Source organism: Herbidospora solisilvae (assembly GCF_009901565.1).
GTDB classification, from domain to species: domain Bacteria; phylum Actinomycetota; class Actinomycetes; order Streptosporangiales; family Streptosporangiaceae; genus Herbidospora; species Herbidospora solisilvae.
Map to the genome: position 1 here is coordinate 724,388 of NZ_WXEW01000004.1, position 23,941 is coordinate 748,328.

Consider the following 23,941-nt stretch of genomic DNA (forward strand, 5'->3'; position numbering starts at 1 on the left):
GCTAATTTCGCGCGTCAGGACATCCGATAACGGAGGTACGCATGCATGGCTCGGCGCCCCGCCGCCTGACCCGTTTGGCCCCCTTAGTCACCGTGCCGGTCGTGGCCGCGCTGCTGCCCGCGACGGCCGCCGTCGCCCAGGGCGCCGAGCCCAAGCCGGTGGTCGTGGCGGCCGCCGACAGCAAGAGCGAGCAGCGCGCGGTGGAGAACTTCTGGACCGAGGCCAAGATGGAGGCCGCCAAGCCGCTCGACGCCCCGGCGGCCAGCGTCCAGCGCTTCGCGAGCGGGGCGGCCGCGTTCCTCGACCTGCCGGACGCCAAGCCCGCCTCGGTCCGGCCGACCCTCACCGCCGAGGCCGCCGCCGGGGAGCCGGCCGCCGCCTCGGCCACCTCCGACGGCGCCCCCTGGAAGGGCGGCGGGGCCGTGGTGACGACCTCGGGCCGGGTCTTCTTCACCGTCGCCTCCGGCTCCGGCGCCGGGAAGAACGCCTCCTGCTCGGGCAACGCCGTGACCAGCGCCAACAAGAGCGTCGTCATCACCGCCGGGCACTGCGTGCGGCTGGGTGGAGCGTTCCACAAGAACTGGGTCTTCGTGCCCGCCTACGACAACGGCCAGCGCCCCTACGGCACCTGGGTGGCCACCACCCTGCTGACCACGCCGCAGTGGAGCCGCAGCGAGGACATGAACCACGACGTGGCGGCGGCCGTGGTGGCCCCGCTCGACGGGGAGTACCTGACCGACGTGGTCGGCGGCCAGGGCATCGCCTTCAACCAGCCCCGGGGCCGCCAGATGTACGCCTTCGGCTTCCCCGCCGCGGCCCCCTACAACGGCTCGACGCTCACCTACTGCAGCGGGCGGGTCTTCGACGACTTCCTGCTCTCCGACGACCTCGGCCTGAACTGCGACATGACCGGCGGGTCGTCCGGCGGCCCCTGGTTCTCCAGCTTCAACGAGAAGACCGGCGCCGGGCTGCTCAACTCGGTGAACAGCTTCAAGTACAACTTCGCCAGTTTCTGGATGTTCGGTCCCTACTTCGGCGGCGAGGCCCAGGCGCTCTACAACACCGCCCAGCGAACCGGGCTCACCTGATTTACCAAAAGTAGTCATACGAACACGGATAGTGGTCCAGAATCTGGGGCCATGACCCCCGTCCTGACCGCGCTGACGCTTGCCCTCGCCTCCCTGCACCCGGCCGCCGTGCCGCCGCCCGACGTCGTCCACCACTGGGCGGCGGCCGCGCCGGCCGGCTACTGGACCGCGGAGCGCATGGCCAAGGCGCTGCCCATCGGGCTGCTGGAAGTCGTCCACACGCTCGCCACGGGCCTGGGCCCGAAGAGCACGCCGAGCCCCAGTGTGACGGGGCCGGAGAGGCGGCGGCACGGCCGTCCGGAGGCGCCCGCGAAGGTGCGGCAGCGGGGTCCGGTGTCCTCGGCGCGGTGGCAGTCCGGCGGCCTGGTGGGGCGGGCGGCCGGACGGGTCTTCCTGACCATGGACGGCGTCGACTTCGTCTGCTCGGCCGCCTCGATCCGGTCGGCCAACCGCGACGTGGTGGTCACCGCCGGGCACTGCGTCAAGGACGGCACCGGCGTGTGGGCCCGCAACTGGGTGTTCGTGCCCGGCTACGACGAGGGCGCCCGCCCGCTGGGCACGTTCTCGGCCCGTCGCATGTTCGTCGCCGGGCCCTGGTCACGCGCCGCCGACGACAGCTACGACGTGGGCATGGTCGCCCTCAACGCGCAGCTCGGCCGCCACGTCAACGACGTCGCGGGCGCACTGGAGATCGGCTTCGGGGTCAAGCGCGGCCAGCAGACCCACGGTTTCGGCTACCCGGCCGACCCGCCCTACGACGGCGAGCGGCTGATGTACTGCGCGGGCGCGGCCCGCCCCGACCCCCACAGCCAGACCCACGACCAGGGGCTCCGGTGCGACCTGACGGCGGGGGCGAGCGGCGGCCCGTGGCTGACCGGCTTCGACGCCGCCACGGGGCGCGGCACGGTGACGTCGGTCAGCAGCTTCAAGTACAGCGACGACAACTCGATGATGTACGGCCCCTACTTCGGCAGCGCCGCCAAGCAGGTGTTCGACATGGCCGAGAAGGCCTAGAGGCTGAACTCGGCCGTGTCGTCGGAGAGGTCCTCGTCGACGATGTCGGCGGCCTTCCGGACGATGAGGGGGTCGGGGGTGCCGACGATCGTGGTGTCCTTGTCGTCGTAGTCGAACAGGCTCAGCACGTAACGCATCGCCTCGACGCGCCCGCGCTTCTTGTCGTTGGACTTGATGACCGTCCAGGGGGCGTCGTCGGTGTCGGTGCTGACGAACATGCGCTCCTTGGCCTGGGTGTACTCGTCCCACTTGTCGAGGGAGGCGATGTCCATCGGCGAGAGCTTCCACTGGCGCACGGGGTCGACCTGGCGGATCACGAACCGGGTGCGCTGCTCGGCGCGGGACACCGAGAACCAGAGTTTCACCAGCTTGATGCCGTCGCGGACGAGAAGCTTCTCGACCAGCGGGGCCTGGATCATGAACTCCTCGTACTGCTCGTCGGTGCAGAAGCCCATGACCCGTTCGACGCCGGCGCGGTTGTACCACGACCGGTCGAACAGGACGATCTCGCCGGCGGCCGGCATGTGGTTGATGTAGCGCTGGAAGTACCAGGAGGTGCGCTCGCGTTCGCTGGGCTTCTCCAGCGCGACCACGGTGGCGCCACGCGGGTTCAGGTGCTCCATGAAGCGCTTGATCGTGCCGCCCTTGCCGGCCGCGTCGCGGCCCTCGAACAGGATGACCAGGCGGCCTCCGGTGTCCTTGAGCCAGTACTGGAGCTTGAGCAGCTCGATCTGGAGCAGGCGTTTCTCGCGCTCGTAGCTGGGGCGCTCGAGGCGCTGGTCGTAGGGGTAGTGCTCACGCCAGGTGTCGACCGGGCTGCCGTCCGAACGCAGCAGCACCGGATCGTCGTCGCCGTCTTCGTCATTGACCCACAACCCCGGGGTGCGGCCCAGGAGGTCCACGACATCGTCCGCCTTCATGGCCGAAGCCTTTACCTAATCAAGGAGACCCAATCCCCTATGCCCGTTTTTGTCACCCAAAATTCGTCAGAGCGTCAGGCCCGTAAGGACCATCACCTTCTCGTACGTGTAGTCGTCCATTGCCGAACGCAGGCCTTCCCGGCCGACGCCGGAGTCCTTCACGCCGCCGTAGGGCATCTGGTCGGCCCGGTACGACGGCACGTCGCCGATGATCACACCGCCCACCTCCAGCTCCCGGTTGGCCTTGAAGGCCAGGTCGAGGCTGCGGGTGAAGACGCCCGCCTGGAGGCCGTACGCCGAGTCGTTGACCTCGGCGAAGGCCGCGTCGGGGCCGTTGACCCGCTGGACGACCAGGACCGGCCCGAAGACCTCCTCGCGCACGACCTTGGCGTCCTTGCGCACGTTGGCGAGCACGGTCGGGGCGTAGGTGGCGCCGTCGCGGGCGCCGCCCGCCAGGACCTTCGCGCCGGCGGCGACCGCCTCGTTCACCCAGGCCTCGACGCGCTCGGCGGCCTCGGCCGAGACGAGCGGCCCGACCTGGGTCTTCTCGTCGGCGGGGTCGCCGGTGACCAGGGCGTTCACGGCCTCGACGAGCCTGCCCTCGAAGGCGTCGGCGACGAGTTCGTCGACGATCACCCGCTGGACGGCGATGCAGCTCTGCCCGGCCTGGTAGTTGGAGAACAGCGCGATCCGGGTCGCGGCCCAGTCGAGGTCGGCGTCGGCCAGCACCACGGCCGCCGCGTTGCCGCCGAGTTCGAGGGTGACGTGCTTGCGGGGGACCTGGTCCATGATCGCGTACCCGACGGGGCTGGAGCCGGTGAAGGACACCACCGGCAGGCGCGGGTCGTCGACCAGCGCGGCGGCCCGGTCGTTGGGCACCGGCAGGATCGAGAACATGCCCTCGGGCAGGTCGGTCTCGGCCAGGATCTCGCCCAGCACCAGCGCCGACAGCGGCGTCTTGGGAGCCGGCTTGACGATCACCGGCGCGCCGACCGCGATGGCCGGGGCGACCTTGTGGGCGACCAGGTTGAGCGGGAAGTTGAACGGTGAGATCGCCAGGATCGGCCCGCGCGGCACCCGGGAGACGTAGGCCATGCGGCCGGTTGCGGCCGCCTCGGTGTCGAGGCGCACCACCTCGCCGCTGAACCGGCGGGTCTCCTCGGCGGCGAAGCGGAAGGTGGAGACCGCCCGGCTCACCTCTCCCCTGGCCCAGAACATCGGCTTGCCGTTCTCACCGCTGATCAGCCGGGCCAGTTCGTCGGCCCGCTCGGCGATCCGCCGCGACACGTGGGCGAGCGCCTCGGCCCGCACGTGGATCGGCAGCGCCGCGGCCTGGCGCGCCACGGCGTGGGCGGCGGCCACCGCCTCCTCGACCTGCTCGGGGGTCGGGACGGACGTCACCCCGACGGTCCGGCCGTCGTGGGAGTTGGTGACGGTCAGCTCGGCCTCTCCCGTCGCGGGACGGCCGGCGATCCAGAAAGGCATGGCAACGCTCATGCAACCGACGCTATGCCACTATCGTGTAACGGGCCTTACTCCGCATCGCACAATCGGCTGCAATCTTCTGGCCATTGCGGACAAGTCCCCATGCTCCAACCCCATGTCACGGTTGCGCCGCAATTTCGGGATGTTTTCCATTGCGGTGCGGTTTGAACGCTGAGTGGCGTGGTTAAGTCAAGGTTCGGGTCCGATGCGAGGGCCCCTTGATGAGAAGGGCTCGTCGCTCATGGCCACGCCGGTCCCGCTCGGATTGCAGGGCGCGTACGCTCTCGGCCAGCGGAGTACCTACGACGAGCTGCGCACCAAACTCCTCGACGTCGCCAGCGAACTGCTGATCAGCGCGGGGCCCGAAAGCCTGACCGTGCGGCGCATCGCCGCCGAGGCCGGGTGCGCCACGACCGTCATCTACACGATGTTCGGCAGCAAAGAGGGCCTGGCCGAGGCGCTCTACCTCGAAGGCTTCGAACGTTTCCGCCGCCGCCTGGCCGCCGTGCCCGCGCGCACCGACCCGTTCGAATACCTCCAGTCGCTCGGCCCGGCCTACCGCGAGGCGGCGCTGGCCGAACCCGGCTACTACAGCCTCATGTTCGAGCGGGCCATCCCGGGCTTCGTCCCGTCGGAGCGGGCCCGGACCCTCGCCCGCGCGGCGCTGAACCTGTTCGACCGGGTGATCGCCGACTGCATCTCGGCCGGCTACCTGACGCCGACCCAGCCCCGCAAGATCGCCGACGCGCTGTGGGCCGCCGCCCAGGGAGCGATATCACTGGAACGTGCCGGTCATCTGCCCGACGCCCAGACCTACACCGTGGTCACCAACGCCACGATCAACCAGTTCGTGGTGGCGAGGGAACACTGAGGGCGATCCACAGTTCAGCTCGCGTGGCCGGGTCGTCGAGGTCGCGGCCGAGGAGTTCGGCGGCCTTCTTCATGCGGTAGCGCAGGGTGTGCCGGTGCACGCCCAGGCGTTGCGCGGCGGCGTCCCAGTGGCCGTTGCAGGCCAGGTAGGCCTGGAGGGACTCCCGCAGGTCACCTCGCTGCTCGTCGAGCGGGGCCAGCAACACGTCGGCGTAGGCGCGCACCGCGCCCGCGTCGAGCAGGCCGAGCAGCCCCTGGCCGGCCAGGTCGGCGAAGCTCAGCTTGCCCCGCCCGGCCCGGTAGGCCCGGACCGCCTGGTCGACGGCCGTCGCGACGCGGCTCAGCGGGCCGGGGAGGCTGATGCCCACCGGTCCGTCGAGAGCGTCCCGCAGGGCCGGCGCCTCCGGCTCGGCGCAGATCACGACGGTCAGGTCGCCGTGGGGGGCGTGGAAGGCCCTGATCGGGCCGCTCTCGGCCACTGCAAGGACCACCACGGGATCGTCCGGCAGGGTCACCCCCACGTCGGCCAGGACCTCGCGGGCCGTCTCGGTCTCCCCCGCGATCAGCAGCCGGAGCACCGCCGAGCGCAGCCGTTCGGGCGCGGCGCCCTGTTCGAGCGCCAGGGTCAGCAGCGAGGCCGCCGCGTTGACGATCGTGTGGGCGATCGGCGTGAACGGATGCCCCGCGCCGACCGCGAAGAAGCCGCGCCCGCCGAGCGGCTGGACCACGACGTTCTCCTCGGGCCCCGCCAGCGCCACGGCCGCCGCGCCGCTCCTGAGCCGGGCGAACTCGCTGCGCAGCCCGGCGGCGCGCTCCTCCGCCTCGGGCGGGGTGGCGTGCCGGACCGTGCCGGTCTCGTCGAGCAGCACCACCCAGCCGCCGAGCTCCCTGGCCAGCCGGTCGGCCACCGAGGCCGCGCCGTCGCCCCGCAGGGCGGCCCTGGTCAGGCGGCCCTGGGCCTCGAAGGCCCCGGTGATCTCCTCGTAGTGTTCGGCGGCCAGCAGGTCGCTGACGGTCTTCCCGATGGCGATGAAGGGCGTCTCCCTGGCCACCTCGACCAGCGGCAACCCGGCGTCGGCCGCCGCCGCGACCAGCTCGTCGGGCACCCGCGCGTGGCTGAGGCCGATGCCGAACCCCAGGCCCGCGACGCCGCGGTCCACGAGCCGGGTGATGTACGGTCGCCACGAGGCCGTCCGCATCCCGGTGGTGAGCACCAGCTCGTCGCCCTCCAGGAACGGCGTTGGGTCCTCCAGCTCGCTCACCGCGACCCAGCGCACCGGGCGGTCGAGCGCGGCCCGTCCGGCCAGCACCCGCAGCCCGGCCATGCCGGTGACCCTGCGCAGGGACGGCGCCACCTATCGGCCCCCTTATTGTCCATTCCGGCACGTGGCGAACCCCGATTCTGCCACGTCGGAGCATCGAGACTTCGCACCGGGGGACGTAACGTCGACCACATGACCACTACAGCCCACGGCGGCCCGGGGCTTCCCCAGGAGCGCCGCCTCGTCACCGAGATCCCCGGCCCCAAGTCGCGCGAGATGTTCACGCGCAAGCAGTCGGCGGTGCCCGCCGGCGTGGGCACCACTCTGCCGGTCTTCGTGACGAAGGCCGGTGGCGGCGTGCTGGTCGACGCCGACGGCAACTCCCTGATCGACTTCGGTTCGGGCATCGCCGTCACCAACGTCGGCAACGCCGCCCCCAAGGTGGTCGAGCGGGTCCGCAACCAGGTGGCCGACTTCACCCACACCTGCTTCATGATCACGCCGTACGAGTCGTACGTCGCCGTCTGCGAGAAGCTGAACGCGATCACCCCGGGTGACCACGAGAAGCGCACGTTCCTGGTCAACAGCGGCGCCGAGGCGGTGGAGAACGCCGTCAAGGTGGCCCGCCTGGCGACCGGCCGCCCGGCGGTGGTCGCCTTCGACCACGGCTACCACGGCCGCACCCTGCTGACCATGACGCTGACGGCGAAGAACATGCCGTACAAGCAGGGCTTCGGGCCCTACGCCCCCGAGGTCTACCGCATGCCGCTCGCCTACCCCTTCCGGTGGCCGGGCGAGAACGTGGCCGAGGAGGCCGCCGCGCAGGCGATCGACCAGATCACCAAGCAGATCGGCGCCGAGAACGTGGCCGCGGTGATCATCGAGCCGATCGCCGGCGAGGGCGGCTTCATCGTGCCGGCCAAGGGCTTCCTGCCGCGGATCGCGGAGTTCTGCAAGGCCAACGGCATCGTCTTCATCGCCGACGAGATCCAGACCGGCTTCGCCCGCACCGGCCAGATGTTCGCCTGCGAGGACGAGGGCATCGTGCCCGACATCATCACCACGGCCAAGGGCATCGCGGGCGGCCTCCCGCTGGCCGCCGTGACCGGCCGGGCCGAGCTCATGGACGCCGTGCACGCCGGCGGCCTGGGCGGCACCTACGGCGGCAACCCGCTGGCCTGCGAGGCGGCTCTGGGCGTGCTGGAGACGATCGAGGAGGAGGGCCTGGTCGAGCGGGCCCGCGCGATCGGCGAGGTGATGCTGCCGCGCCTGCGCGGCCTCCAGGAGCGGTTCGGGATCATCGGGGACGTCCGGGGCCGGGGCGCGATGACGGCGATCGAGCTGGTCGTCCCGGGGACGAAGGACCCGAACCCGGCCGCGGCGTCGGAGATCGCCAAGCGCTGCCACGCCGAGGGGCTCGTGGTGCTGACCGCCGGCACCTACGGCAATGTGCTCCGGTTCCTCCCGCCGTTGGTGATTCCGGACCACCTGCTGGAGGAGGGTTTGACCATCCTCGAGAAAACCGTCAGCGAGGTGTGATTCACCCCAAAAAGGGCACCCGGCTTGTTGCCGAGTGCCCTTTTTGTTGTTGTTCGACCCGTCGGATGTCAGTCATTTAACCCTGACTTGGCGTCGTGCTGGTCGATCACACCAGGTAGTCGCGTTATAACGGTTCCGACACATGACCGAGGAGGCGGACAGGTTTGCTGACGTTCGACCCGGCAGGTCTCACCTCGCTCCAGCGCGACGGAGACGCCTGTGTGGTCTGCCACAAGAAATGGCCTCGCCCCCGCGTCCGAGTCGGCCGGTTGCCCGACGACACCACCGTCCACGCGTGTGACGAGTGCGCCGAAGCCCTGTTGCCGGTCGTGCCCAGACGCCGTGAGCGACAGCTCACTGCTCGCGGAGCGCCCAAGGAGAGCCGTAGTCGTTGAGCAGGTCGAGGAACGGCACCGCGTCGAAGGCCTCCGGGCCGAGCACGCCCTTGCCCTTCCACACCCCGTTGGCGAGCAGTTCCAGCGCGACGACCGGGTGCACCGCGGTCTGCCACACGACGGCCTGACAACCGTACTCACGCATCGACCACTCGTTGTCGACCACGTGGTAGAGGTAGACCTCGCGCGCCCGGCCGTCCTTGCCGACGCCCTTGACCCAGGTGCCGGCGCAGGTCTTGCCGCGCATGCGGTCGCCGAGGGTCGAGGGGTCGGGCAGCGAGGCGGCCACGACGTCGCGGGGTGACACGTCCAGGCCCTTCACCTTCACGGTGCCGGGCGAGTCGAGGCCGAGCTTGCGCAGCGTCTTCAGGACCTCGATGAACTCGTTGCCGAGGCCGTACTTGAAGGTCACGCGGCGGGTGTCGACCCACCGGGGCACCAGCAGCACCTCTTCGTGCTCGACGTTCACGCACTCCACCGGGCCGATGCCCTCGGGGAAGTCGAACACCTCCGGCTCGCTGAACGGCTCGGTGGTGTGCCAGCGGCCGTCCTCCCAGACGATCGGGGGGTTCAGGCACTCCTCGATGGTGGTCCAGATGGAGAAGGTCGGGGCGAAGTCGTAGCCGTCGACGCGCAGGTTGGAGCCGTCACGGATGCCGATCTCCTCGATGGTCTCGAAGAGGTGGTCGGCGGCGTAGCGGGCGAACACGTCGGCCAGGCCGGGCTCGACGCCCATGCCCACGAGGGCGAGCTGGTCGCGCTCCTCCCACTTGCCGGCGAGGGCGAACTGGTCGTCGCCGAGCTTCACGCCGGGCACTTCGTAGGGGCGCTGGGGGTGGCGGGCGCTGAGCGACATCGCCATGTCGAGGTAGGTCACTCCGGCGTTCAGCGCGGCCGTGAACAGCGGCATGTCGAAGCGCGGGTCGACGGCGTTGAACAGCACGTCGCACTCGTGGGCCCGCAGGGCCGCCTCGACCTCGGCCGCGTTCGAGGCGTCGAGTCCGATCGCCGAGAAACGGGGGTCTTCGATCCGGGCACATGCGGAAACGGCCCGGTTCACGTCGTAATCGGCAACAACGATGTGGTCGTAGAAACTGCGCCGGGAGGCGATGGCCACCATGGCCGAACCCACGCCACCAGCGCCGACAAGGAGGATCCGCATGGAGAGCAGGCTAACAGCTGACTGACTGACCATTCAATAAGATGGGCGAATTCGACTGGTCCACCAATCAGCGAACTGACGGCCCTACTCCTCCTTGAGGGAGTCCCAGGCCTTGATCCAGTCTTCGTAGGCGGTGCACGCCCCCGCCTCGCCGCCGCAGTCGAGGGCCGGGAAGGTGGCGAACACCACACCCTTGTCCCGGTGCTCGTCGCACAACCTCTCGACGCGGTCCTGCTTGACGGCCTCGCCGGGCGGGGGGTCGTCAGAGATCTTGTACGTGCACGCCTTCGGGTTCGCCGGAGCGGTGCCCGTCCACCACGCGACCTCGCGCTGCACGTCGGGCCGCACCGACCATTCGAGCCAGCTCTCGGCGCACGAGGGATGGGCCGCCCGCGCGGAGACCATCCACGACATGACCCAGCCGGTGGCCGGGCCCGCGGCCCGGGTGACGTCGAGCCCCGCCTCGGCCATGCCGCCCAGCACGTAGGGCGTGGACTGGGCCATCGTCGCCCCGCCCGCGAACCCCTCGATCACCTGGATCGGGTCGCGCCAGTAGGACCGGCCGTCCTTCTTCTTCTCCAGCAGCGCCACGGCCTCACTGAGCTGCGCCGGGCTGAGCTGGTAGGGGTTGTCGAAGCCGAGCGACAGGGCGGCGTCGGCGATGGTCAGCGGGGTGTCGCGGAGCAGCACCGGCCCGTCGGCGTCGAAGACCGACCCCTTCGCGCCGTCCTTCACCGCCACGACGGTGGTGTCCCACACGTAGGGCACGCCGTGGTCGCCGACCAGTTCGCGCGTCCACTTCGGCAGCCCGGAGTATCCGGCGACCTTCCCGGTGTCGATCCGGGCCGCGCCCCCGTCGGCCACCAGCTTCCCGGCCAGGTCGGGCCCGGCCGCCACGACGTCGAAGGTGTCGACGTTGACGGGGTTGCCGGCGACGTACTCCCACGGCCGGTAGGTCACCCGGCAGCCGCTCTCACGCTCGAACGGCGCGACCCAGTTGACCTTCCGGTCGTTGCCGCCCCACTCGACGAAGCCCCGGGGCGCCAGGACGGTGAGCGCGCCCTCACCGCCGCCGGACGCGGTCGGCGACGGCGAGGCGCTGCGCGACGGCGACGGGGTGGCGGACGGCGTCTTCGACGCCGCGTTCGCGGAGGCGGAGGAGGACGGGGCGGGCGCGGAGGCGACCTGCTGACCACACGCGGCCAGCAGCAGAACGGCGGCCCCGGCGAGGGCGGTGAGACGACGCGACGCCAACGATCCTCCACGGCCTGGAACCGGACTCCCCGGAAGCCTACTCGCAGGTCCTAGGACCAATATCCGAGTGAGTTCTGTCGGCGGGCGTCCGTAGAGTCGAGCCCATGAGCTCCACCCTGTTCCCGTCACCCTGCTCCACCGGCGCCGTCCATCGGCGGCCCCTCGCATGAGCGCGCCCGCCTCCGCACCCTCCGGCGTCGTCGAAGACGCTCCGCTCGACCGCACCGCGATCGCCGTCATCGTGCTGGCCTGTCTCGGCCAGTTCATGGTCGTGCTCGACGTGTCGATCGTGAACGTGGCGCTCCCCGCCATGCGCGCCGAGCTCGGCTTCACCGAGACCGGGCTCCAGTGGGTGGTCAACGCCTACGCGCTCACCTTCGCCGGGCTCATGTTGCTCGGCGGCAGGGCGGCCGACCTGTTCGGCCGCAAGCGCGTCTTCCTCACCGGCGTCTCGGTGTTCGCGCTGGCCAGCCTGCTGGGCGGGCTGGCGGCCGACCCAGGGCTGCTGATCGCGGCCCGGGTCCTGCAGGGCGTCGGCGCGGCCGTGCTGGCCCCGACCACCCTCACCATCCTGACCACCACCTTCTCCGAGGGGCCGCGCCGCACCGCCGCCATCTCGGCGTGGAACGCCGTCGGCGCGGCCGGGGGCGCGGCGGGCGGCATCCTCGGCGGCACCCTCACCGAGCTGCTGTCCTGGCGCTGGACGCTGCTGATCAACGTGCCGATCGGGCTGGCCATCGTGGTCACCGGCCTGCGGGTGATCGCGCGCGACCGGCCCGAGGGCTCGGCCCGGCTCGACCTGCCCGGCGCGGCGCTGGTCACCGCCGCGCTGACGGCCATCGCCTACGGCACGGTCGAGACCCACGAACACGGCTGGGGGTCACCGGTCGCGCTGGTGCCGCTGGTCCTGGGCGTGCTCGGACTCGGCGTGTTCGTCCTGGTCGAGAAGAGGACCGCGAGCCCGCTGGTGCCGCTCTCGCTGCTGACCCGGCGCACGGTCGCCGGCACCACGATCATCCAGGTGCTGTCCGGGGCGATCTTCTTCGCGATGTGGTACTTCCTGTCGATCCACATGCAGGGCGACCTCGGCTACACGCCGATGACGGCCGGGCTCGCGTTCCTGCCCCACGCGCTCACCCTCATCGCCACCGGGCGGCTCGCGCCGCTGCTGCTGCGCCGCATGACGCCGCGCACGCTCCTGATCGGCGCGACGGTCGTCGGCATCGCCGGCATGCTGCTGCAGTCGGCCGTGCTCGACGGCTACGTGCTGGGCATCCTGGTCCCGGGCGTGCTGATGTGCGCGGGCGCCGGCATGGCGTTCACCCCGCTGGTCGTGCTGGCGACCAACGGGGTGCAGCGGTCGGAGTCGGGCCTGGTGTCCGGCATCCTCGGCGCCTCCCGGCAGGTGGGCGGCTCGCTCGGCCTGGCGGCCCTGGCCACGGTCGCGGCCACCATGGCCACCCCGGAGGCCGGCTACGGCGCCGTCTTCCTGATCGGCGCCGTGCTGATGGCGATCAGCATCGTCGTGGCGCTGGTCGTCCTGCCCAGCCGCGCGGCGACGAGGCGGGCCGACCAGGCCGCGGCGTCGTCCTAGCCGTTCGTCGGGAAACCCAGGTTCACGCCCCCGTGGGAGGGGTCGAGCCACCGTGAGGTGACGACCTTCCCTCGGGTGTAGAAGTGCACGCCCTCGACGCCGTGCACGTGGGTGTCGCCGAAGAGGCTGGCCTTCCAGCCGCCGAAGCTGTAGAAGGCCATCGGGACCGGGATCGGCACGTTCACGCCGACCATGCCGACCTCGACCTCGTTCTGGAAGCGCCGGGCGGCGCCGCCGTCGTTGGTGAAGATGGCGGTGCCGTTGCCGTACTCTCCCTCGTTGATCAGGGTCAGGCCCTCCTCGTAGGAGGCCACCCTGACCACCGAGAGGACCGGGCCGAAGATCTCCTCGCGGTGGGTGCGGGAGCCGGGCGGCACGTGGTCGATGACGGTGGGGCCGAGCCAGAAGCCGTCGCCGTCGGGGAGGTTCTCCCGGCCGTCCACGACGATCTTGCCTTCGCCGAGGTCGAGGTAGGAGGCGACCTTGTCGCGGTGGACCCTGGTGACCAGGGCGCCCATCTCCGAGGCGGGGTCGTCGCCGGGGCCGATCTTGATCCTGCGGGCCCGCGACGCGATCTTCTCGACCAGTTCGTCGCCGATCGGGTCGACGGCCAGCACGACCGAGATGGCCATGCAGCGCTCGCCCGCCGAGCCGAAGCCCGCCGACACGGCCGAGTCGGCGACCAGGTCGAGGTCGGCGTCCGGGAGCACCAGCATGTGGTTCTTCGCGCCGCCCAGCGCCTGCACGCGCTTGCCGTTGGCGGTGCCGGTCTCGTAGACGTACCGGGCGATCGGGGTCGAGCCGACGAAGCTGACCGCCTTCACGTCGGGGTGCGCGAGCAGCCGGTCGACGGCGACCTTGTCGCCCTGCACGACGTTGAAGACGCCGTCGGGCAGGCCCGCCTGCTTCCACAACTCGGCGATCAGCAGCGACGCCGACGGGTCGCGCTCCGACGGCTTCAGGACGAACGTGTTGCCGCAGGCGACGGCGACCGGGAACATCCACATCGGCACCATGGCCGGGAAGTTGAACGGGGTGATCCCGGCGACGACGCCGAGCGGCTGGCGGATCGAGAACGAGTCGACGTTGGTCGAGACGTTCTCCGAGAAGCCGCCCTTCAGCAGGTGCGGGATGCCGCAGGCGAACTCGACGACCTCCAGGCCGCGCGCGACCTCGCCGAGGGCGTCGGAGTGCACCTTGCCGTGTTCGGCCGAGATGAGGGCGGCGAGGGCGTCGCGGTTGGCGTACAGGAGCTCCCGGAATCGGAAGAGCACGTGGGCGCGCTTGACCAGCGAGGCGTCGCGCCAGGCGGGGAAGGCGGCCTTCGCGGCGGCGACGGCGGCGTCGACGTCGTCAGCGGAGGCCAGCGCCACCTGGGCGCTCACCGAGCCGGTCGCCGGGTTGTAGACGTCGCCGGACCGGTCGGAATCGCGCGGGACTCCGCCGATCCAGTGGGTGATGCGCTTCATGACTTCTCCAGTGCGGTCACGACGGCTCCCGGGCGGATCACAGGTTCTCCAGGGCCGTCACGATGATGCCCAGGCCTTCGCGGGCCTCCTCCTCGGTCAGGGTGAGGGGCGGGGCCATGCGGATGGTGTGGCCGTAGAGGCCGCCCTTGCCCGCGAGCAGGCCGAGCTTCTTCGTCTCTTCCATGAACGTGGCGGCCAGCTCGGGCGACGGTGAACCGTCCGGGCCGACCAGCTCGACGGCGAACATCAGGCCCTTGCCGCGCACGTCGCCGACCACCGGCAGGCGCGGCGCGGCCTCGCGCAGGCCCTCGATGATGATGGCGCCGGTCTTCGCCGCGTTGGCCTGGAGGTCGTGGTCGAGCACGTAGTCGAGGGTGGCGTTGGCGGCGGCCATGGCGACCGGGTTGCCGCCGAAGGTGGCCAGGCCGACGGCGTGCAGGTTGTCCATCAGGTCGCCGCGCGCGACGACGCCGCCGACGGCGAAGCCGTTGCCCAGGCCCTTGGCGAAGGTCATCATGTCGGGGGTCACGCCGTGGTTCTGGATGCCGAAGAACGCCGATCCGGTACGCCCCCAGCCCGTCTGCACCTCATCGGAGATGAACAGGATGCCCTGCTCGTCGAGCACCTCGCGGTAGGCGCGGAACAGCCCGTCGGGGGCCATGGTGAACCCGCCGACGCCCTGGATCGGCTCGGCGATGAGCGCGGCGACGTCGCCGCCGACGGCGGTGGCCAGCACGTGCCGGAGGTCGTCGACGCAGGCCGCGATGTACTGCTCGTCGTTCATGCCCCTGAACTGGGTCAGGTGCCGGTCGGCGCCGTGCAGGAAGTGCACGTTGAGCGGCGAGAGCGAGTTGTTCTTCCACGACCGGTTCGAGGTGACCGCGACGGTGCCGAACGACCGGCCGTGGTAGCTCTGCCGCATCGCGAGAACCTGGTCGGTCTTGCGGGCGTAGGTGGCCAGCAGCAGGGCGGTCTCGTTGGCCTCGGTGCCGGAGTTGGTGAAGAAGACCTTGGCGTCCGGGATGCCCGACAGGCGGGCGATCTTCTCGGCCAGCTCGACCTGGCCGCGCAGCAGGTAGACGGTCGAGGTGTGCACGACGCCGGTGGCGATCTGGCGCTCCACGGCGTCGCGGACCTCGGCGACGTCGTACCCGATCATGTTGGTCAGGATGCCGGCGAAGAAGTCGAGGTAGGACTTCCCGTTCGCGTCGACGACGCGGTTGCCCTTACCGCTGACGATCTCGACGGGCTCGTTGTAGTAGAGGGCCAGCCAGTTGGGCATCACCGCGCGGTGGCGGGCAAGAAGGTCCGACATGCCTTGAGTATCCCGGCTCACAGGGGCGAGCCATACCCACATCATGTCGGACCATCCACGCGTTCCCTTACATCTTGACGGGCTCGGCGACCGGCTCGGCGGCGGGCGCCTTCCTGGGCAGCACCAGCACTGCGACGAGCGCCGCGAGCAGCGAGAACCCGGCTCCCACCCACGAGCCGATCGACATCGCCGACAGGAACGACTCCTTGCCCTGCCGCACCAGTTCGGCGACGCCGCTGTCGAGGGCCGCGCTGATCGACTCCCGCGCCGCGGCCGGCGTGTCGTCCGGCATCGCCGCCGTGTACGCCGCCGCCAGCACACTGCCCAGCACGGCGATCGACAGGGCGGCCCCCACCTGCTGCACCGTGTCGTTCAGCGCCGAGCCGACCCCGGCGTGCTGGGGCGGGACCGCCCCCATCAGGGTCGCGTAGGCCGCCGGACCGGCCAGGCCGCCGCCCACCCCCATGATGACCAGGCAGGCGATGAGGAAGCCGTAGCCGTCGTCGACGTCGAGCGTGGAGAGCAGGCCGAAACCGCCGGCCAGCACGATCAGCCCCGACACGATCAGCGCCCGGTTGGACGCCTTCTTGCCGAGGGCCGCCCCCACGCCGCTGAAGACGAGGGACGCCAGCACGTAGGGCACGAGGGCGAGACCGGCGGTGAGGGGCTCGTACCCGAGGACGAACTGCAGGTACTGCGTGAGCGCCAGCATGAGCGCGCCCGCGCCGAACGCGAGCAGCACGATCGAGAACGACGCCCCGGAGAACGACCGGTTCCGGAACAGCTCCAGCGGCAGCAGCGGATGCGCGGCCCGGCGCTCCCAGAGGATGAATCCGACGATCGCCAGCACCGCCACCGCCGACATCAGCGGATCGAAGCCGTGCTGCGGCAGCATGATCACGACCCAGACGGCGGAGCTCAGGCCGATGATCGAGAGCAGCACGCCGACCGGGTCGAAGCCCCGCGGCTCGCCCTTGGACTCGGGCATCAGGACCAGCGCGGCGATGATCGCGACGATCGCGATAGGGACGTTCAGGAGGAAGACCGAGCCCCAGTAGTAGTTGTGCAGCAGGAAGCCGCCCAGGGTCGGGCCGGCGATCATGCCGATGGTGGCGACCGCGCCCCAGGCCGCGATGGCGGTGCGGCGCTCGTCCTCGTCGAAGACGGTGATGAGGATCGACAGCGTCGACGGCATCATGAACGAGCCGCCCACCCCCATGAGCACCCGCGCCCCGATGAGGTGCCAGGGCTCGGTCGACACCATGGCCAGCGTGGAGGCCGCGCCGAAGATCACCAGGCCGAAGACGAGGGCCTTGCGGCGTCCGTAGCGGTCGGAGAGGGATCCGGCGGTCAGCAGCAGCCCCGCGAAGACGAGGATGTAGCCGTCGATGATCCACTGGACGTCGGCGGGCGTGGCGCCGAGGTCGCGCATGAGCGCCGGGATGGCCAGGTTCAGCACGGTGTTGTCCACCACCAGAACCAGCACGGCGAGACAGAGGGCGACGAGAATCCACCAACGCCTGGGGTCTCGTACAGTGTTCGAGGTCACTCGCACACTGTACGACGATTCTCGAACGGTGTGCGAGAGATTTACTGTGGAGGGATGCCGGAACAGCGCTTCACCAGCGTGTGGACGCGGGAGCACAAGCCGCGCCGCGCGCAGCAGGGCCTCAGCCGCGAGCAGATCGTGCGGGCGACGGTCGAGCTGCTCGACGCCGAGGGCATGGAGTCGCTCAGCATGCGCAAGCTCGGCGCCAAGCTCGGCGCCGGGGCCACCAGCCTCTACTGGCACGTCGCCAACAAGAACGAACTGCTCGAACTGGCCATGGACGAGGTCTTCGGCGCGGTCCGCATCCCGGCGTCCGACAGCTGGCGGGAGGTGGTCGGCAACGTGGCCTGGGGGCTGCGCGCCGCGATCTTGGCCCACCCGTGGTTCACCTTCGTGCTGGGCTCGCTCCCCGCGCTCGGCCCCAACGCCATGAACTGCTCGGCCACGCTCTGCGCCGCCCTGGCGCGTGCGGGCTTCCAGAAGCACGACATCGACTACGCCGGGGCGGCGGTGCTGTCGTACACCGTCGGCGCCACCGCGCCCGAAGCGGCCTACACCTCGGCCCTCAAGAGGCGGGGTATCACCATGGAACAGGCCCAGAGAGATCTGGCCCCGGCCGTGGAGAAGGTCGCACGCGCCCACCCCGAGGTCCATGCGCGCTTCCAAGAGGCCGTCGAGAGCACGATCGATCCGCTCGCCCACCGGCAGCTCGCGTTCGACTTCGGCCTGGTCTCGATGCTCGACGGCCTGGCCATGCGGCTTCCCAAAAGCGCCGATATGTCATCAAATCACCAGACACATTGACACACTGAGCGACTACGCTCGCTGACATGCTCCCCACCGTCGCTGACGTGCTCTCGCTCGACACGGTCCGGCGTGGCGACCCTGCCGTGGTGGCGGGCGCCGACCGGCTGAACGGGCGGGTGCGCTGGGTTCACGTGGGCGAGATCACCGACATCGCCCCCCTGCTGCGCGGCGGCGAGCTGGTGCTCACCACCGGCGTGGCGCTGCCGCCCGAGCCCGACAAGCTGGCCGACTACGTGGCCGACCTCGCCCAGGTGGGCGCCTCGGGCCTGGTCGTCGAACTGGGCCGCCGGTTCGTGCGCGAACTGCCCGCCGCCGTGGTCAGGGCGGCCGAGGACCACGGGCTGCCGCTGGTCACGCTGGCCCGCGAGACGCCGTTCGTGCAGATCACCGAGTCCGTCCACAACATGATCATCGACTCGCAGATCCAGGAGCTGCGGGCCTCCGAGCAGCTCCACGAGATCTTCACCGAGCTCTCGGTCGAGGGCGCGTCGCCGGCCGAGGTGCTCGCCCAGGTGGCCCGCTTCTCCGGCCGCCCGGTCATGCTGGAGAACCTGGCCCACCAGGTGCTCGCCTGCGACTCGGCCGGCCAGGACGTCGGCGCGCTGCTGGCGAGCTGGGAGACCCGCTCCCGGGCGGTCGACCCCGAGGGCCGCACCGCCTACGACGAGGCCGCCGGCTGGCTGGTCACCGTGGTCGGCGCCCGGGGCCAGGACTGGGGCCGGCTGATCCTGCTCGCCGACGGCCCGCCGGGGCCACGCGACATCGTGCTGGCCGAACGGGCCGCGACCACCCTCGCTCTCGGACGTCTCCTCGAACGCCACCAGCTCTCCCTGGAGCGCCAGGCCCACGGCACGATCCTCACCGGCATCCTCAGCCACGCCTACGCCGACCCCGACGAGGCCGCCGCCCGTGCCCGCGCGGTGGGCGTGCCGCTGACCGGACGCAAGCTGGTCAGCGTCGTGATCAGGCCGACCACACCCGGCGAGGGCACCTTCGACGAACAGGCCCGGCTCGCCGACCTGGCCGACCTCACCGCCGCCGCCTGCCGCGACGCCCGGCTGCCCGCCCTGGTGGGCGCGCTCGACCAGGCCCACGTCGGCGTGCTGCTCCCGCTGCCGCCCCGGGTCGGCGCCGAGGCCGCCCTCACGACGCTGGCCGAGCGGCTCCGCGCCGCCGGGGCCGTGCTCGCCGCCGGCTCGACGGTCGACTCCATCCGTGACGTACGCCGCAGCTTCCTCGAAGCCGAACAGGTCGCCGACGTGGCCGTCCGCCAGCACGACGGCCGCCCCTACTACCGCCTGCCCGACCTGCGCCTGCGAGGGCTGCTGCACCTGCTGCGCGACGACGCCCGGCTGCAGACCTTCGCCGAGCGGGAGCTCGGCCCGCTGCTGGCCCACGACGCCCAGCGCAACTCCGACCTGACCCGCATCCTGCGCATCTACCTGGAGGCGGGCCGCAACAAGGCGGTCGCCGCCCAGCGCGCCCACCTGTCGCGGCCGGCCTTCTACGACCGCCTGCGCCGCCTGGAACGGGTGTTGTCGACCGACCTCGACGACGTCGACTCCTGCCTGTCGCTGCACGTCGCGCTGCTGGCGCTCGAATCGTTCCGGGAGACCCGGTGAGGGCCCGCGACTTCGGCATCGTGATCGGGACCTTCCCCACCGGTGCGCACAACGCCGTCACCGACGTGCCGGGGGTGAAGGTCGGCCACACCACGCTCGTCTCGGGCGCGTCGGTCCGGACCGGCGTGACGGTCATCCTGCCGCACGACGGCGACACCTTCGCCGAGCCGGTGTTCGCCGGATACCACTGGCTCAACGGCAACGGCGAGCTGACCGGCCTGGCCTACGTACGGGAACTGGGCATGCTGGCCTCCCCCATCGGCCTGACCAGCACCGGGTCGGTCGGCGTGGTCCGCGACGCCCTGTCGGCCCTCGATCCCGGCGGCCAGGGCTGGTCGCTGCCCGTGGTCGGGGAGACCTGGGACGGCTCCCTGAACGACATCACCGGCCGCCACGTGACCGCCGAGCACGTGGTCGAGGCGTTCGCGTCGGCGTCCACGGGCCCGGTCGCGGAGGGCGCGGCCGGAGGCGGGACCGGGATGATCTGCCACGGCTTCAAGGGCGGTGCGGGCACCGCCTCCCGGGTCGCCGGCGGATACACGGTCGGCGTCTACGTGCAGGCCAACCACGGGCACCGCGAGCGGCTCACCGTGAACGGCGTCAACGTCGGCCGTCGTCTCGGCGCCTCGGAGGTCCCCCACGAGGGCGCCGGGTCGATCATCGGCGTCGTGGCCACCGACGCGCCGCTGCTGCCGCACCAGTGCGCCCGCCTGGCCAGGCGCGCCGGGCTCGGCGTCGGGCGCACGGGCGGCGCGGGCGAGAACTCCAGCGGCGACGGCTTCCTCTGTTTCAGCGTGGGCAACCGCAACCTGCCGGTGAACGTGCTCGGCGCGGAGGTCCCGCCGACCTACCAGGTGACCGTCATGGCCGACGACCACCTCGACCCGCTCTACCACGCCGTCATCGAGGCCACCGAGGAGGCCATCGTCAACGCGCTCGTCGCCGGAGACACGATGACCGGTTTCAACGGCCTGACCGTCGAGGGCCTCGACGGCGCCCGGCTGGCGTCTCTCCTCCCCGCGACAAGGTGAGATAAGGATTCGTTTCCACCAGGTGTAAAACCTGCCCCACCCCACGAACCGGGCATTCCGGGTTCACCCTCCGGGACATGATTGTCTCGCTACGTGACGATAACCGAGTCCGAGACACCGCCCCGCGCCTTCCCCGCCCCCGACCACCGCGCGATCGTCCGCGCCCTGTCGGCGCGCTTCCCCCACTGGAGCATCTGGTACGGCTCCGCCACCGGCCACTACTGGGGCCTGCGCCGCTTCGACGACGGGCGGATCGGATTCATCGAGGCGCTTTCCCCGCAGGAGTTCGTCCGTCAGGCGACGACCGGGTATTGACCAGGCGAAATACTCAATTCAGTCGAGATTTCTCATACCGATTGGCGTGTTTCGCCCACTTATAAGCGCCATTCTCGCCACGATGGTCACTCACGACCACTATTGGGGAGAGACCATATGAGAGGCCGTCTGACCGTCGCAATTACCGCGCTGGCATCCGTTTTGCCGGTTATGCCGGTTTTTGCCGACAGCCAGAAGACCGCGGGACTGCCGTCGTCGAGCTTTCCGCTGGGGGTTCCCGGCCTTGCGAAGACGACCTCGAAGATGGTCATACCGGGCATCGAATACATCACCTTGCGCCACGGCACGAACAAGGACGGCTACACCGTCAGCGTGCTGGCCGGGGCGAACGACGCGTACACCCAGCGCACGGCGGAGAAGCAGGCCCTGGCCGTCCAGATGGCGGGGTTCGAACCGGTGGTGGTGAAGTTCACCCGGCCGGCGATCGCCGACTTCCCCGCGCAGGACTACTGGATGGTCCGCGTCGGCCAGTGGCCCCTGAGCGCGAAGAAGGAGGCCGACAAGGTCGTCAAGGAGCTCAAGGAGGCCGGGATCAGCGCCAAGGCCGACTACACGGGCGACGACGGCTTCGTCACCGCGGGCCCCTGGTCGATGAAGATCCTGATGGTCGACCCGAGGTCGTTCCGCGGCAGCTTCGCCGCCAGCCTCGGCAAGAAGACGGCCGTCCGGGAACGCGTCACCGACATGGCCAAGGGCGCGGGCGCCGTCGCCGGCGTCAACGGGGGCTTCTTCGACATCCACACGGGCGCCGCCTACCGGGGTGACCCCACGGGCATCTCGGTCGTCGGCGGCAAACTGCTCAGCGAGGCCGTCGAGGGCCGTACGGCGGTGGTCCTGAAGGGCCGCACCGCCCGCATCACCGAACTCAAGTCGTCGGTGAACGTCGCCGCCGGCGGCGCGATGGCCCCCGTCGCGGGGGTGAACCGGGTCGGCAGGGACGGCGAGCTCGTCCTCTACACCGAGGAGTTCGGCGCCAGCACCCCCAAGGTCGGCGCCACCGAGGTCGTCATCGACCCCGACGGCGTCGTCACGGCGGTCCGCTCGCCCGGCGCCAAGATCATGAAGGGCATGCGGGTGCTCCAGGGCGTCGGAGCCGGCGCCGACTGGCTCGCCGCCTACGCCCAGGAGGGCGGCAAGGTCCAGCTCAAGACCACGGTCACCGACCTGCGCAGGAAGCGGACCGTTCCGCTGACCCCCGACACCCACATCGTGGGCGGCGGCGTGGGCCTGGTGAAGAACGGCAAGACCTGGATCACCGCCGCCACTGACGGCATGGCCAACATCAACATGATCGTCCGCCGCCACCCGCGCACCCTCGCGGGCGTGACGAGGAACGGCAAACTGATCCTGGCCGTCGTCGACGGCCGCGCCCCCGGCCAGACCGTCGGCGCCTCCTTCCACGAGGCCGCCCGCGTCATGCAGTGGCTGGGCGCACGCGACGCCATCAACCTCGACGGCGGCGGCTCCAGCGCCATGGTCGTCAAGGGCAAGGTCGTCAACAAGCCCTCCGACGGCGCCGAGCGCGCGGTCGGCGACGCCCTGCTGATCAGGCCGTAGTGCGCAACTTGGCGATCATCTCGTCATCGCACGACGCCCAGAACTGACCGACGACGTCTTCGAGGTGGTCGAACGAGGCCGCCTCGAAGAGCACGTCCTGGTACTTGGTGATGTCGTAGACCGTCGTGCCCATGACGGTGACGTCGAGGGGCCGGATGTCCATCCCCCGGAACTCCTCGATCTCGCCGTACGAGCTGAGGATGCCGGCCCCGTAGGCCTTCAGCTCGCGCCCCTCCCGCATCACCCCGAACTCCAGGGTGAACCAGAAGACCTTGGAGACGAACTCCAGCGCCTCGGCCGTCTCGACCCTGCGCGCCGCCTGCCCCGCGAGCCGGTAGAGCGCCGCGAACCGCTCTGACGCGAGCGTGTTGCCGTGCCCGATGACCTCGTGGATGACGTCGGGCTCCGGGGTGTAGAACGGCACCGAGTGATGCCGGATGTACTGCGTCGAGTGGAAGAACGAGTCCGCCAGCACGCTGTAGAACTCCCGCAGCGGCACCAGCCCCGCAGCCGGGATGTAGCGGAACCCGGTCAGCGGCCTCAGCAGCTCACTGACCTCTTCGAGCTGCGGGATACGGTCCTTCGGCAGCCCCAGCGCCTCGGCGGCGTCGAGGAACTCGGAGACGGCGTACTTCCGGTGCTTGGCGGCCAGCTCCCGGGTCACCAGAGACCAGACCTCGTGCTCCTCCTCGGAGTACTCGGCGTGCGGGATGGGCTCCCCTCGCGTGTAACCCACGGCGAGCCCGGCGATGGCGTTGCGACGCGCCCGATATACGGGGTCGGCGAACCCCGGGTGGCTCTTGGCCAGCTCAACGGTGACGGACCCGTCCTCGTTGGCGGCGACAGGAGCGAAGTACTGCGCTTCCTCAAACATCTACAAATGACAACAAGAGGGGAGGCAGAAGAGCAAGTATCCGCAGCTCAACCTGGACAATCCGGCCAGTTTGCCTGGCGGATGAGCGTGCGGACTGGACAGATTGCCGGGTGCGCGGAGGGTCGGGTTTGGCACGACTCCCGGCGGGAGCGATCGATGCGGACCGGCCGCCGGCATGGGGCTGGTGTTACTTGAGGGACAGGGCACACAGGCGAGGCTTGGTGCGCGAGACCAACGGGGACTTCGCGGTCGGCCCGAGGGCCGGAGGAACAGCGCACGGGGCCGGGCGAGCGACCAGGTGACGTAGCCGCACCTCGTCGGCACTCGGCCAGCCTCGCTTGTCGGGAATGAGGCCCGGGCCACCACCGGCGGGGGCCGGCCGACGTGGCCGAACCCCGCAAACAACGGCCGCGGTCACGCCTCATCGATCGGCCTGGGAAACGCAGAAAGCCCGGCCGAATGGCCGGGCATCGTCCCGTGAAACGTCGAAGGCCCCGATCAAATAGATCGGGGCCTCCGGTATAAAGATTGTCCGGCGGTGTCCTACTCTCCCACACCGTCCCCGGTGCAGTACCATCGGCGCTGGAGGGCTTAACTTCCGGGTTCGGAATGTAACCGGGTGTTTCCCCTCCGCCATAACCGCCGTAACTCTACTAGGCTGTTTGCAGCCTGAGAGTTGCATAGTCGACGCGAACATTTATGGTCAAGTCCTCGGCCTATTAGTACCGGTCAGCTCCACACATTACTGTGCTTCCACTCCCGGCCTATCAACCCGGTCGTCTACCGGGGGCCTTACCC

At 70.5% G+C, this 23,941-nt stretch carries 20 protein-coding genes and 2 rRNA genes; 10 read left to right on the top strand and 12 right to left on the bottom strand.

Annotated features, from left to right (window positions below):
* Positions 1 to 41 precede the first annotated feature (41 nt).
* A complete protein-coding gene (locus tag GT755_RS16680; protein ID WP_161480586.1) occupies positions 42 to 1,088 on the top strand; it encodes a trypsin-like serine peptidase in 1,047 nt (348 codons plus the stop codon).
* A gap of 51 nt (positions 1,089 to 1,139) precedes the next feature.
* Positions 1,140 to 2,102: a trypsin-like serine peptidase gene (locus tag GT755_RS16685; RefSeq protein WP_161480587.1), complete on the top strand. Its 963-nt coding sequence runs from the start codon at positions 1,140 to 1,142 to the stop codon at positions 2,100 to 2,102.
* Here GT755_RS16685 and ppk2 read toward each other — a convergent pair.
* On the bottom strand, positions 2,099 to 3,022 hold the full coding sequence (gene ppk2, locus GT755_RS16690) for a polyphosphate kinase 2 (protein ID WP_051759253.1): 924 nt from the start codon (positions 3,020 to 3,022) through the stop codon (positions 2,099 to 2,101). The two genes, GT755_RS16685 and ppk2, sit on opposite strands and share 4 nt — an antisense overlap.
* 66 nt (positions 3,023 to 3,088) lie before the next feature.
* Positions 3,089 to 4,519, bottom strand: coding sequence for an aldehyde dehydrogenase family protein (locus GT755_RS16695; protein WP_161480588.1), 1,431 nt, complete (start codon positions 4,517 to 4,519; stop codon positions 3,089 to 3,091).
* A gap of 193 nt (positions 4,520 to 4,712) precedes the next feature.
* Between GT755_RS16695 and GT755_RS16700 the strand changes: the two genes are divergently transcribed.
* Positions 4,713 to 5,378: a TetR/AcrR family transcriptional regulator gene (locus GT755_RS16700; protein WP_235966706.1), complete on the top strand. Its 666-nt coding sequence runs from the start codon at positions 4,713 to 4,715 to the stop codon at positions 5,376 to 5,378.
* Here the strand turns inward: GT755_RS16700 and GT755_RS16705 are convergent.
* Positions 5,347 to 6,732 carry a PucR family transcriptional regulator gene (locus GT755_RS16705; protein WP_328794378.1) on the bottom strand — a complete coding sequence of 462 codons (1,386 nt, stop codon included), beginning with the start codon at positions 6,730 to 6,732 and terminating at the stop codon, positions 5,347 to 5,349. The genes GT755_RS16700 and GT755_RS16705 overlap by 32 nt on opposite strands.
* A 99-nt stretch (positions 6,733 to 6,831) precedes the next feature.
* Here GT755_RS16705 and gabT point away from each other — a divergent pair, with 99 nt between their 5' ends.
* A complete protein-coding gene (gene gabT, locus GT755_RS16710; RefSeq protein WP_161480589.1) occupies positions 6,832 to 8,178 on the top strand; it encodes a 4-aminobutyrate--2-oxoglutarate transaminase in 1,347 nt (448 codons plus the stop codon).
* A 354-nt stretch (positions 8,179 to 8,532) separates the two neighbouring features.
* On the opposite strand, the gene GT755_RS16715 is transcribed toward gabT, so the two are convergent.
* Positions 8,533 to 9,735 carry a saccharopine dehydrogenase family protein gene (locus GT755_RS16715; RefSeq protein WP_030450972.1) on the bottom strand — a complete coding sequence of 401 codons (1,203 nt, stop codon included), beginning with the start codon at positions 9,733 to 9,735 and terminating at the stop codon, positions 8,533 to 8,535.
* Between the two features lie 84 nt (positions 9,736 to 9,819).
* Positions 9,820 to 10,989 (bottom strand): type 2 periplasmic-binding domain-containing protein, encoded by a 1,170-nt coding sequence (locus GT755_RS16720; RefSeq protein ID WP_161480590.1) that lies wholly within the window; start codon positions 10,987 to 10,989, stop codon positions 9,820 to 9,822.
* Between the two features lie 166 nt (positions 10,990 to 11,155).
* Here GT755_RS16720 and GT755_RS16725 point away from each other — a divergent pair, with 166 nt between their 5' ends.
* The gene (locus tag GT755_RS16725; RefSeq protein WP_161480591.1) at positions 11,156 to 12,583 is read left to right on the top strand and encodes an MFS transporter; all 1,428 of its coding nucleotides are present in this window, start codon (positions 11,156 to 11,158) and stop codon (positions 12,581 to 12,583) included.
* Here the strand turns inward: GT755_RS16725 and GT755_RS16730 are convergent.
* The 3 genes from GT755_RS16730 to GT755_RS16740 form a co-directional block, all read right to left on the bottom strand.
* Complete coding sequence (locus GT755_RS16730; RefSeq protein WP_161480592.1) at positions 12,580 to 14,052, bottom strand: CoA-acylating methylmalonate-semialdehyde dehydrogenase; 1,473 nt, start codon at positions 14,050 to 14,052, stop codon at positions 12,580 to 12,582. The genes GT755_RS16725 and GT755_RS16730 overlap by 4 nt on opposite strands.
* A 37-nt stretch (positions 14,053 to 14,089) precedes the next feature.
* Positions 14,090 to 15,367, bottom strand: coding sequence for an aspartate aminotransferase family protein (locus tag GT755_RS16735; protein WP_161480593.1), 1,278 nt, complete (start codon positions 15,365 to 15,367; stop codon positions 14,090 to 14,092).
* A gap of 67 nt (positions 15,368 to 15,434) precedes the next feature.
* On the bottom strand, positions 15,435 to 16,853 hold the full coding sequence (locus GT755_RS16740) for an MFS transporter (RefSeq protein WP_328794379.1): 1,419 nt from the start codon (positions 16,851 to 16,853) through the stop codon (positions 15,435 to 15,437).
* Positions 16,854 to 16,970: 117 nt separating this feature from the next.
* Here GT755_RS16740 and GT755_RS16745 point away from each other — a divergent pair, with 117 nt between their 5' ends.
* The 4 genes from GT755_RS16745 to GT755_RS16760 all read left to right on the top strand — a co-directional run bounded on the left by GT755_RS16745 (position 16,971) and on the right by GT755_RS16760 (position 20,691).
* Positions 16,971 to 17,720 carry a TetR/AcrR family transcriptional regulator C-terminal domain-containing protein gene (locus tag GT755_RS16745; RefSeq protein WP_202610061.1) on the top strand — a complete coding sequence of 250 codons (750 nt, stop codon included), beginning with the start codon at positions 16,971 to 16,973 and terminating at the stop codon, positions 17,718 to 17,720.
* Positions 17,721 to 17,746: 26 nt separating this feature from the next.
* A complete protein-coding gene (locus GT755_RS16750) occupies positions 17,747 to 19,345 on the top strand; it encodes a PucR family transcriptional regulator (protein WP_161480595.1) in 1,599 nt (532 codons plus the stop codon).
* Positions 19,342 to 20,376 (top strand): P1 family peptidase, encoded by a 1,035-nt coding sequence (locus tag GT755_RS16755; RefSeq protein WP_161480596.1) that lies wholly within the window; start codon positions 19,342 to 19,344, stop codon positions 20,374 to 20,376. The genes GT755_RS16750 and GT755_RS16755 overlap by 4 nt, the downstream gene beginning before the upstream one ends.
* Positions 20,377 to 20,469: 93 nt before the next feature.
* Entirely contained in the window at positions 20,470 to 20,691 is a 222-nt protein-coding gene (locus GT755_RS16760) for a hypothetical protein (RefSeq protein ID WP_034382748.1), read from the top strand.
* An 86-nt stretch (positions 20,692 to 20,777) separates the two neighbouring features.
* On the opposite strand, the gene GT755_RS39620 is transcribed toward GT755_RS16760, so the two are convergent.
* Positions 20,778 to 20,963 carry a hypothetical protein gene (locus tag GT755_RS39620; RefSeq protein ID WP_235966707.1) on the bottom strand — a complete coding sequence of 62 codons (186 nt, stop codon included), beginning with the start codon at positions 20,961 to 20,963 and terminating at the stop codon, positions 20,778 to 20,780.
* A gap of 22 nt (positions 20,964 to 20,985) precedes the next feature.
* Between GT755_RS39620 and GT755_RS16765 the strand changes: the two genes are divergently transcribed.
* Positions 20,986 to 22,269 carry a phosphodiester glycosidase family protein gene (locus GT755_RS16765; protein ID WP_235966708.1) on the top strand — a complete coding sequence of 428 codons (1,284 nt, stop codon included), beginning with the start codon at positions 20,986 to 20,988 and terminating at the stop codon, positions 22,267 to 22,269.
* Here GT755_RS16765 and GT755_RS16770 read toward each other — a convergent pair.
* The 3 genes from GT755_RS16770 to GT755_RS16780 form a co-directional block, all read right to left on the bottom strand.
* Entirely contained in the window at positions 22,259 to 23,143 is an 885-nt protein-coding gene (locus tag GT755_RS16770; protein WP_161480598.1) for a phenylalanine 4-monooxygenase, read from the bottom strand. The genes GT755_RS16765 and GT755_RS16770 overlap by 11 nt on opposite strands.
* Before the next feature lie 530 nt (positions 23,144 to 23,673).
* A 5S ribosomal RNA gene (gene rrf, locus GT755_RS16775) occupies positions 23,674 to 23,790 on the bottom strand.
* A gap of 52 nt (positions 23,791 to 23,842) precedes the next feature.
* Positions 23,843 to 23,941: ribosomal RNA gene (locus tag GT755_RS16780) — 23S ribosomal RNA — on the bottom strand; the annotation flags it as partial.